The organism is Pseudoxanthomonas gei, from assembly GCF_010119615.1.
GTDB lineage: Bacteria > Pseudomonadota > Gammaproteobacteria > Xanthomonadales > Xanthomonadaceae > Pseudoxanthomonas_A > Pseudoxanthomonas_A gei.
The window spans coordinates 21,505-31,256 of the sequence record NZ_QOVG01000014.1 but is presented as its reverse complement, the minus strand read 5'-3'; the positions used below and the strand labels follow the sequence as shown (position 1 = coordinate 31,256).

Genomic DNA, 9,752 nt, shown 5'->3' with positions numbered 1-9,752 from the left:
CCTCCCCAGGCCGAGTTCCCTGGCCCCGCCGACCCCCCCCTGGTCTGCGGGGCTTTTTATTGCGCGATCATTTTCCATGCGGCTCAGCAAACGTACTGCGCTAAGGTGCGCGCACTACCTTCCGGAATCCGACCATGGCGCATGCATTCAACGAAATGTTCGACCTGGCGATGCCGTGGTGGGATTTCGTGCTGCGTGCCTGCATCGTGTATTTCATCCTGCTGGCCCTGATCCGCGCCTCCGGCAAGCGCACCATGGGGCAATTCACGCCCTTCGACATGCTGCTGGTGGTGCTGCTGGGCAATGCGGTACAGAACGCGCTGCTGGGCAAGGACACTTCGGTCGGCGGCGGCCTGCTGCTGGCCACGACCCTGCTGCTGTTGAACTGGCTGGTCGGGCTGGTCTCGGCACGCAGCGAGAAGATGGAGGCGCTGGTGGAGGGCACGCCGGTGCTGCTGGCGCGCGACGGACAGGTCTACAAGGACGTGCTGCGGCGCGAATTGATCAGTCGCGCGGATTTCGACAAGGCCATGCGCGAATCGGGGATCGATGACATCGGCGACATCCGCATGGCGGTGCTCGAGACCAACGGCCATGTCACCCTGGTCCGGCGCGATCCGTCGTAACAGCGCCCCAAGGGCGCTCCTACAAGCAAGGACGCTCCTACAAGGTGGAGAAATCCTGCAGCCAATCGCGCGGCTTGAGGTAGTCGGCCAGCCGGGATTCGGGGCTGCCCGCCTCGGGAGCGAAGCCATATTCCCAGCGCACCCGCGGCGGCAGGCTCATCAGGATCGATTCGGCGCGGCCGCCGCTCTGCAGGCCGAACAGGGTGCCGCGGTCGTAGACCAGGTTGAATTCCACGTAGCGTCCGCGCCGGTACAGCTGGAACTCGCGTTCGCGCTCGCCATAGGCGGTGTCCTTGCGTTGCGCGACGATCGGCAGGTAGGCGTCGAGGAAACCATCGCCGACCGCGCGCTGGTAGGCGAAGTCGCGTTCGAAGTCCTTGCCGAGGTCGTCGAAGAACAGGCCGCCGACGCCACGGGTCTCGTCGCGATGCCTGAGGAAGAAGTAGTCGTCGCACCAGCGCTTGTGCGCGTCGTAGCGTTCCTGGCCGCCGAACGGCTCGCACAATGCGCGCGCCGTCCGATGCCAGTGCAGCACGTCTTCGTCGAACGGATAGAACGGAGTCAGGTCGAAGCCGCCGCCGAACCACCAGGCCACGGCCTGGCCATCGCGCTCGGCGCGGAAATGACGGACGTTGGCGTGGGTGGTGGGCAGGTAGGGATTGCGCGGATGGAACACCAGCGACACCCCGACTGCGCGCCACGAGGCGCCGGCCAGCTCGGGGCGGTGGGCGGATGCGGAGGGTGGCAGTTTGGTCCCGGACACATCGGAAAAGCCGATGCCGGCCTGCTCGAACACCGCCCCGTCGCGGAGGATGCGCGTGCGCCCACCGCCGCCTTCGGCCCGCGTCCAGTTGTCCTCGGTGAATCGCGCGCCGCCATCGGCGGTTTCAATGGCGGCGCAGATGCGGTCCTGCAGGCCGGTGAGGTAGTCGCGGACGCGGTCGAATTCGTTCATACGCCCATTCTAGCGGCGCCCGCCCGCCACGCCGATCAGCGCTTGAACTCCGCGCGTATCTCGGGCCGGTACAACTTCCAGATGATGGCGCCGTGCAATGCCGCTACCAGTGCCGCGCCCACGCCCATCACCAGCTTCATCGCCGACTGCAGGCCCTGGAACGCGGGATCGATCGCGGCGATATCGGCAGCGGCCATGCCGTCGGCCGGCGGCAGGGCATGGACGAAGGTGGCCGCGCCCAGCACGCCAGCCAGCGCGCTGGCAGCCAGGAACAGCACGAAACCCACGCGTCCCCATTCGAAACGCTTCAGCAGGCCGTACGAGACCGCGGTGAACAGCGCCGACGACAGCAGCGACAGGAAGTTCAACAGGCCAAGATGGTCGATCGTCCAGCGCAACGCCGGGGGCAATTCCACCCCGGGCGCGATCGCCGCCAGCAGTTCCTGGAGCTCATGGTCGACAGGGGTGACCAGCAGCATCAGGCCTTGCGCCACGCCCGAGGCCACGCCCGCCACGCCCAGGGCCAGCGAGATCCAGGCCATGACGGTGACGAACTCCGAACGTGGCGTGGTCGTCACCATCGCCTACTTCAGGTTTTCCTCGAACAGCTTGAGCACGCGCTTGTACTCGTCCAGCCAGGAATCGGCGCGGGTGAAGCTGTGGCGCTCGAGCGGATACGGTGCGATTTCCCAGTTGTCCTTGTGCAGTTCGATCAGCTTCTGGGTCAGCACCACCGAATCGCGGAAGAACACGTTGTCATCGACCATGCCGTGGGCGATCAGCAGGTGGTCCTGCAGGCCGGCGGCGTATTCGATGGGCGAGGACTTGCGGTAGGCCTCGGGGTCCAGTTCCGGCGTGTTGAGGATGTTGCTGGTGTATTCGTGGTTGTACTGGGTCCAGTCGACCACCGGTCGCAGCGCGGCGCCGGCCTTGAACTTGCCCGGTTCGCGGAACAGCGCCATGAAGGTCATGAAGCCGCCGTAGGAACCGCCGTAGATGCCGGCGCGGTCGCGGTCGCCCTGCTTGTTGGCGACCAGCCAGTCCAGGCCGTCCAGGTAGTCGTCCAGTTCCGGATGGCCCATGTTGCGATAGATCGCGGTCCGCCAGTCGCGTCCGTATCCCTCGCTGCCGCGGTAATCCATGTCCAGCACGATGTAGCCGCGCTGCACCAGCAGGTTGTGGAACATCTGCTCGCGGAAATAGGCGGGGTAGCGCGCATGCACGTTCTGCAGGTAGCCGGCGCCATGCACGAACATCACGATGGGGTAGTGCTTGCCAGGCTCCAGCGTGGCCGGGCCGTAGTACTTGGCCCAGACCTGGCCGGCACCATGCCGCGAGGGCACCTGCACCATCTGCGGCTCGATCCACTGGCGCGCCTTGAACGCGGGCGTGCGCGTGTCGGTCAGCGACTTCGCATTGCCGCCGTTGGCGCCGATCACGCTGAGCTGGGAAGGCAGGTAGCTGGCCGAGTGGTGCAGCAGCAGCTGGCTGCCGTCGGGCGACAGGGTGAAATCCTCCACCCCGCCCAGGTCGGTCAATTCACGCAGCTTGCCGCCGTCGACGCGACAGACTTCGTAGCGCCCGGGCTGCTTGCGGTTGCACAGGAAGAAGTAGCCGTCGCCGTCGACGGCGGGCACCGGCGCCGACGCCTCCCAGGCGCCGGAGGTGAGCTGCACCGGCTTGCCGCCTTCGCGCTGCGTATAGAGGTGCGAATAGCCGGATTGTTCGGACAGGAACCACAGGGTGCGGTTGTCGTTGGCCCAGCCGAAGTCATTGAAGCTCCAGTTGATCCAGGCCGGGTCGGTGAGGCGATGGCGTGGCTGCAGGCGGGCCTCGGCCAGGTCTACGCCGGCGATCCAGCGGTCCTTGTTGTCGATGGCGCGCACCATGACCGCGACATTGCGGCTGTCGGCACTCCAGCGCAGCGTGCTGCCCTCGCCGTTGTCGCCGCTGGTGGCCACCTGCACGTCGCGATTGCCTTTCAGGGCCTCCTTGCCGGCCGCCTTGCGCAGCGCAGCCAGCGGATCATCGGCGATGCCGGGCAGGGCGTCGAACTTGAGTTCGCGGACGCTGCCATTGGCCAGATCCGCCAGCCACAGTGCCTGCGGCGGGGGCGCGTTGCGGCCGACGCGGGTCCGCACCTCCTGAAATTCCTCGTAGCCGGACTCGGTCACATAACGCGGCAACTTGCCTGCCTGCCCGCTTTCGGCATTCTTCTTCTGGGTGACCACCAGCAGCCAGCGCGCGTCCGGCGACATTGCGCTCTGCACGATCTGCACGTCATCGCCCAGGTAGACCGGCGGCGCGGCGCGGCTGGGGTCCGCTTTGCGCCAGCTTTCGTTCTGCGCCTGCAGCGCATCGCGCTGGGCCTTGTCGCGCGCGAGCGTCTGCAAGGTGCGCAGCTGCTGCTCACGCAACGCGTCGGGCTTGGGCTTGGCGTTGGGATCCTTCTCCGCCTTGACCAGTGCGGCCTGGACCACCCCGCCGGTCGAGGTCCAGCGATACCACTGGTTGGCCACGCGCCAGACCAGCCCGCCGTCGCTGGCGAACTGGGGCTGGGATTCCTCGTCGTTGCTGCGGGTCAGCTGTTCCAGCGCGCCACTGCGCAGGTCGCGCAGGAACACATCGCCATTGCGCACGAAGGCCATGTGCCGGCGCTGGCCGTCATAGACCGGGGTGGCGGCATCCAGGGTGTCGCGTTCGCGGTCGCCCACGCGCTGCGCGGCGGCGCCGGAGGTGGATTGCTGGAAGGTGTCGCGGATGGCGCTGTCCTGGCGCTTGAGCTGGTATTGCACGTGCTTGCCGTCCCAGGCCCACCAGGCACCCTCCACCGGTGGACCGATCCAGTCCGGATCGGCCATGACCTGTTCGATGCTCAGGGCGGGACTTTCCTGCGCGGCGACGGTGGGAACCAGGACAAGGGCGGCGGCAGACAACAGGACGTGCAGGCAGGGACGCATCGCGTTTCCGTTCAATATGCTGAACCGCAAGGTTACCAGCCCGATATGGACGGCCCTGCAAATTGCCTGGAGGCAGGGCCGGATTCCTTCATCGCGCGGTTTCCTCCACAATCCTCGCGCGCGGTCGCCAGCAGGCGACGGGCGCGGGGAGGGCTGAACCACTGAGGGAAGCCGAACGCCACCAGGAGATCGCAGCCCGATGTCAGCCGTCGTACACGCCAATCCCGGCATTCCCGCCTGCCATGCGCTGGCCCTGGGTCCGGGTGCACGCACGGTGGCGATCGACGGCAGCCGGCACATCGACCTGGACACCTTCTTCGCCCAGGTCCGTGGCCTCGCTGCCGCATTGCCGGCCGGCCGCCATGCCGTCAACCTGTGCGAGGACCGTTACCGCTTCCTGGTCGCTTTCTGCGCCGTCGCGCTACGCGGCCAGATCACCTTGTTGCCGCCTTCGCGCGCACCTTCCGTGGTGATCGACGTGCTCGCGCGCTACCCCGACAGCTACAGCCTGGGCGACGGGCTGCTGGCGGAAGTGCCGCCGGGCCACTGGCAGTTACCGGAGGTCTTGCCGCAGTTGCAGGGCGAAACCCCTCTCATCGAGGATGCCGCGGTGGTCGCCATCGGTTTCACCTCCGGCAGCACCGGCAGCCCCAAGCCCAACGCCAAGACCTGGGCGGCGTTCCGCGCCAGCACCGCGCAAAACATGATGGCCCTGCAAAGCCTGTGGCAGGGCCATGCCATGCCCCACATCGTGGCCACGGTGCCGCCGCAACACATGTACGGCATGGAGCTGTCGGTGTTGTTGCCCTTGCTGGGGCCGGCGGGGCTGCATGCCTCGCGGCCGTTCTTCCCGGAGGACGTGGCCCGCGCGCTGGCCGAGACTCCCGCGCCGCGCCTGCTCGCCACCACGCCGGTGCACCTGCGCGCGCTGGTCGAATCCGGGGTCGCGCTGCCGCCGTTGTGCGGCATCGTGTCGGCGACCGCGCCGCTGTCCCCGGAACTGGCTGCCGCCGCCGAAGCGCGCTTCGCCTGCGAGGTACGCGAGGTGTTCGGCTCCACCGAGACCTGCGTGATCGCGCGCCGGCGTACCGCACTGGAAACCGCGTGGACACCGCTACCCGGCGTGCAGGTGCAACCCGTTCCGGACGGCACCCTGGTGCAGGCCCGCCACCTGCCACAGCCGGTGACCCTGGCTGACCTGGTTGAAGTGGAAGCCGACGGTCGCTTCCACCTGCGCGGCCGCCAGGCGGACTTGCTGGAAATCGCCGGCAAGCGCGCCTCGCTGGGTGATCTCACCCGGCACCTGCTGGCCATTCCGGGCGTGGACGATGGCGTCATGCTGCAACTCGATGCCTGCGAGACCCGCGGCCTGGCCCGGGTGGCTGCGCTGGTGGTTGCGCCGACGCTGGCCGAGGGCGACATCCTCGCCGCGCTGCGCGCCAGCATCGACCCGGTGTTCCTGCCGCGTCCGCTGAAAAAGGTGGCGGCCTTGCCACGCAGCGAAACCGGCAAGCTGCCACGCGCGGAGCTGCTGAAACTGCTGTAAGGCGGTTGCAGGGAGCAGGCGTTGGAGCCGGGGAAGGCGAGAACCGGCTTCGCTGGCACCGCCTGATCGCACTCGCGTCGCTACTACCGACGCACTGCAACCCCTCAGCCGTGGACGCCGTCGATTTCCATGCTCAGCTCGCGGCGACAGATCGCCGCGTGCAGCAACAGTCGGGGCACGCGTTCGCCGAAACGCTGGTCCAGCGCGTGGGCCACCAGGGGCAGGTCGTCGCGGTCGCGCACGTAGACCTTGAGGCGGGTGCCGGCACCGAACTGCGCCGGCAGCGTGGGCGCACGCTGCCGCGCCGCGCCCAACAGGGCGTCGAAATTGACGAAGGTTTCCTCGATCTGCGCCAGCAGTTCGCCTTCGTGCTGGGAGGCGTGGCCGACCACGCTGGCGGTGCCCGACAACAGCAGCGGCATGTGTCCGCCCGGCGGCGGCAGCATCGCGCGGGCGAAGCTCGGCGACTGCCGCCCGTACTGGCGTGGATACAGGTAGGCGCTGACCTGGCGTGGATTTTCCACCGGCGTGCCGGCTTCGCGCGCCGCCAGCCAGTAGATCTGGATCACGCGCTCGTCGTCGCAGCGTCCGATGGCGGTGGCCGCAGGCAAACGCGAGGCGTCGAAGTCGCCCATGCCGCGCGCGCGGCCGACGCAGAATTCGCGGTAGCGCTCGCCATCGCCCTGGCCCAAGGTGATGGCATCCAGGTAGTTCCAGATGCGCAGCAGTTGCGGGGTGCCGCTGCGGCGCACGAAGTCGATCAGCTGGGCATAGGCGCTCTGGGCCGCCGCTTCGATGCCGATCTCGCTTTCATTGATTTCAATCGCCCCGAACAGCAACTGCCCATCGGTAGACCAGGCAATATCGCCGTCGCGGCCGCTGCTCACCGGCGCGTTGGCGTGCCAGACTTCGAAGGGCGCGGCGCCGTAGGGTTGCAACGGCACGCGCAGGTAGCGGGGATCGGCGTCATGCGGGGCCGCGGTGCCGAAGCCCAGTACCGCCAGCACGTCGTCGCCTTCCAGCAGGGCGCCCGGCGAATCGCCTAGTACGTAGTCCACTTCCAGGCGCGCATGCGTTGCCGCGGAGGGCATGGAAGTCATCGGCCGGTTCATGGATTGCCTTCCTGCAGCGTGTCGCCGCCGAAACTCTCGCGCACCTGGCGCTTGCGGCGCAGCCAGCCGCGGAACGCGCGCGGCGCCAGCTGCAGCGCGTTGAATGCATAGATCATGCGGAACAGGCGCAGCCTGCGCAGCACGGCGCGGTTGTCGAACACGTCGCCGGCCAGCATCGAGATGACGGCCTGCTCTACCTGGAAATCATTGCGCGGATTGGCGAACAGGCGCTGCATCACCGGGGTGGTGAAGCGGTAGATGAACCACGAGAAGTGCTTCAGGCCGCGCTTGAGGCGACGCTCCATGGCCTGCTGCAGGCGCGCTTCGCTGGCCGGGTCGCGAAGGGCGCCATCGACCACCGCCGCCGCGTTCTCGCCGCTGTTCATGCCCAGGTAGACGCCCGAGGAAAATACCGGGTCGATGAAGGCATAGGCATCGCCGACCATGATCCAGCCCGGGCCGGTCATCTTCGAGCAGGTGTAGGAGTAGTTGCCTGTCACGTGCACCGGCGCGATGCGCTCGGCACCCTGCATGCGCGACCACACCGAGGGCGTGGCCTGCAGCGTCTGCATGAGGAAGGCTTCGTTGGAGCGTGCTTCGCCATCGCCGCGACGCTGCTTGAGGTATTCGGGGAAACACACCGCTCCCACGCTCATCACGTCGTCGCGCAGCGGAATCAGCCACATCCAGCCGTGCGCGAAGCGCTCGACGGTGATGTTGCCGGCGTCGGGCCCTTCGCGGCGGGTGACACCACGGAAATGGCTGAAGATCGCCGCTGACTGGTGCAGCGCATTCTTCTTCTTCAGTTTCAGCCTGGCACCCATGAAGGTGTCGCGGCCGCTGGCATCAATCAGGTAGCGCGGCGCGAACGCCAGCGGCTCGCCGTCGGCAGTGCGCGCCTGCACGGCGGCGGGGCGGCCATCGGCTCCGAATTCCACCTTTTCCACCACCACCTGCATGCGGGCATCGACGCCGCTGGCGCGCGCATTCTCGAACAGCAGGTGGTCGAATTCCTCGCGCTTGACCTGGTAGGCGTGCCCGAAGACCGGATTGAGCGCACGATCGAACCTGAACACGTTGACGCTGTTGCCATCGTCCTGCTGGGGGAAATCGGCACCAGGCTTGAACACGCCGATCTCCTTCACCTGGTCCAGCACGCCCAGGCGCTCGAGAATCGGCAGGTTCATCGGCAGCAGCGACTCGCCGATATGGAAGCGTGGATGCACGCCCTTTTCCAGCAACACCACCTGCCAGCCCTGGCGCGCCAGCAAGGTGGCAGCAGTGGTGCCGGCGGGGCCGCCGCCGATGACCAGCACGTCGACGGGGTGGGGATCGGGGGCCGGCGCAGCCGGTGGATGCAGGGTGGGTGATGCGGTTGCGGGGTCGGCTTGGATCATCCTGGCTGAACCATAATTCGTCGTTCATGAAGAACAGGTGGACATGATAACGCGGGGCCGGGAGGCGGCCATGGTTGCCAAGCAGGCGCGGATGCAGGATCGTGTCGCCCCTGTCACCACGGAAGCCACACCGGATGTCCACGCAAACCGCCGCCGAACGCGAACTCGCCACCCTGCTGGTTGAAAGCCTGAACCTGGAGGAAGTCGAGGCCGGGGCGATCGATCCGGAAGCGCCGCTGTTCAACACGGGCCTGGGCCTGGATTCCATCGATGCGCTGGAGCTGGCGCTTGCGATCAGCAAGCAGTACGGCTTCCAGTTGCGTTCGGACAACGACGAGAACCGTCGCATCTTCGCGTCGCTGCGCGCATTGTCGGCGCATGTCGAAGCCAACAAGGCCGCCTGAGCCCACGCCACTCGCCGCGGAGGTTTCCGGGGGCCTGCTGATGGGCCTGCGGCTGCTGCTGGCCGCGGCCTATCCCGTATTTGCCCACCTTGCCAGCGCCCGCAGCGATGGCGGCTGGGCCGCGCTGGCGATGGCCGACATCGTGTTGCTGCTGCTGCTGGAGCCGCTGCTCAGGCGCCGCGCATGGGCCTTGACGCTGCTGGCCTCGTGCCTGCTGTGGCTGTGGTGGGTGTCGCAATCGCGCTATGCGCTGATGCCGCTGCTGGCCCCGCCGGTGGTGTTCATCGCCCTGGCCAGCTGGCTGTTCGGCCGGACCCTGCGCGCCGGGCAGGTGCCGCTGATCACGCGCATCGTGCAGGGCCTGTACGCGCAGGCTGCCATGCCGATGACGCCGGCCCTGTACCGCTATACCCGCCAGCTGACCACCGCCTGGGCGGTGATGCTGGGCGTGCTGGCGCTGGCCAACCTGTGGCTGGCCCTGTGCGCCGTGCCCAGTGGCGTGCTGGCGCAGCTGGGGCATCGGCCGGCATGGACGGTGACCGACGAACAATGGTCCCTGTTCGCCAACCTGCTCAACTACGGCATCGTGGGCGTGTTCTTCCTGGCCGAGTACTGGTATCGCAAGCTGGTGTTCCCGCTGCGCCCGTATCGCAATGTCCTGCAGTTCATGCGGCAGATGGCGCAACTGGGCCCGGGTTTCTGGAACCAGCTGCTGCGCTGAACCCCGCGCAGGACCGGTGTGCAGGCCCGCC

General features: G+C 67.6%; 9 protein-coding genes. 4 read left to right on the top strand and 5 right to left on the bottom strand.

Annotation, left to right across the window (positions count from 1 at the left end; genetic code table 11):
• The first annotated feature begins 134 nt into the window (after positions 1 to 134).
• Positions 135 to 626, top strand: coding sequence for a DUF421 domain-containing protein (locus DT603_RS15460; protein WP_162350886.1), 492 nt, complete (start codon positions 135 to 137; stop codon positions 624 to 626).
• A 37-nt stretch (positions 627 to 663) separates the two neighbouring features.
• On the opposite strand, the gene hemF is transcribed toward DT603_RS15460, so the two are convergent.
• From hemF to DT603_RS15445, 3 genes are read right to left on the bottom strand one after another with little or no spacing between them, the layout of a single operon-like run.
• The gene (hemF, locus tag DT603_RS15455) at positions 664 to 1,581 is read right to left on the bottom strand and encodes an oxygen-dependent coproporphyrinogen oxidase (protein WP_162350885.1); all 918 of its coding nucleotides are present in this window, start codon (positions 1,579 to 1,581) and stop codon (positions 664 to 666) included.
• Positions 1,582 to 1,616: 35 nt separating this feature from the next.
• Positions 1,617 to 2,162 carry a hypothetical protein gene (locus DT603_RS15450; protein WP_162350884.1) on the bottom strand — a complete coding sequence of 182 codons (546 nt, stop codon included), beginning with the start codon at positions 2,160 to 2,162 and terminating at the stop codon, positions 1,617 to 1,619.
• 3 nt (positions 2,163 to 2,165) lie between these two features.
• Positions 2,166 to 4,529 carry a S9 family peptidase gene (locus DT603_RS15445; protein WP_425500990.1) on the bottom strand — a complete coding sequence of 788 codons (2,364 nt, stop codon included), beginning with the start codon at positions 4,527 to 4,529 and terminating at the stop codon, positions 2,166 to 2,168.
• Between the two features lie 211 nt (positions 4,530 to 4,740).
• Here DT603_RS15445 and DT603_RS15440 point away from each other — a divergent pair, with 211 nt between their 5' ends.
• Positions 4,741 to 6,087, top strand: a complete 1,347-nt coding sequence (locus tag DT603_RS15440) for an AMP-binding protein (RefSeq protein WP_162350882.1) — start codon at positions 4,741 to 4,743, stop codon at positions 6,085 to 6,087.
• 104 nt (positions 6,088 to 6,191) lie between these two features.
• On the opposite strand, the gene DT603_RS15435 is transcribed toward DT603_RS15440, so the two are convergent.
• Positions 6,192 to 7,199, bottom strand: a complete 1,008-nt coding sequence (locus tag DT603_RS15435; protein WP_162350881.1) for a chorismate transformation FkbO/Hyg5 family protein — start codon at positions 7,197 to 7,199, stop codon at positions 6,192 to 6,194.
• Entirely contained in the window at positions 7,196 to 8,596 is a 1,401-nt protein-coding gene (locus DT603_RS15430) for an NAD(P)/FAD-dependent oxidoreductase (RefSeq protein ID WP_162350880.1), read from the bottom strand. The genes DT603_RS15435 and DT603_RS15430 overlap by 4 nt, the downstream gene beginning before the upstream one ends.
• 134 nt (positions 8,597 to 8,730) lie before the next feature.
• Here DT603_RS15430 and DT603_RS15425 point away from each other — a divergent pair, with 134 nt between their 5' ends.
• Together DT603_RS15425 and DT603_RS15420 are read left to right on the top strand one after the other, a co-directional pair.
• Positions 8,731 to 9,000, top strand: a complete 270-nt coding sequence (locus tag DT603_RS15425) for a phosphopantetheine-binding protein (RefSeq protein ID WP_162350879.1) — start codon at positions 8,731 to 8,733, stop codon at positions 8,998 to 9,000.
• 37 nt (positions 9,001 to 9,037) lie between these two features.
• Entirely contained in the window at positions 9,038 to 9,721 is a 684-nt protein-coding gene (locus DT603_RS15420; protein ID WP_211368479.1) for a ketosynthase, read from the top strand.
• Positions 9,722 to 9,752: the final 31 nt, after the last annotated feature.

Excerpts from the sequence above, each read along its gene's own strand:
- DT603_RS15460 (WP_162350886.1), top strand. The coding sequence starts at position 135 with ATGGCGCATGCATTCAACGAAATGTTCGACCTGGCGATGCCGTGGTGG.
- hemF (WP_162350885.1), bottom strand. The coding sequence starts at position 1,581 with ATGAACGAATTCGACCGCGTCCGCGACTACCTCACCGGCCTGCAGGAC.
- DT603_RS15450 (WP_162350884.1), bottom strand. The coding sequence starts at position 2,162 with ATGGTGACGACCACGCCACGTTCGGAGTTCGTCACCGTCATGGCCTGG.
- DT603_RS15440 (WP_162350882.1), top strand. The coding sequence starts at position 4,741 with ATGTCAGCCGTCGTACACGCCAATCCCGGCATTCCCGCCTGCCATGCG.
- DT603_RS15435 (WP_162350881.1), bottom strand. The coding sequence starts at position 7,199 with ATGAACCGGCCGATGACTTCCATGCCCTCCGCGGCAACGCATGCGCGC.
- DT603_RS15430 (WP_162350880.1), bottom strand. The coding sequence starts at position 8,596 with ATGATCCAAGCCGACCCCGCAACCGCATCACCCACCCTGCATCCACCG.
- DT603_RS15425 (WP_162350879.1), top strand. The coding sequence starts at position 8,731 with ATGTCCACGCAAACCGCCGCCGAACGCGAACTCGCCACCCTGCTGGTT.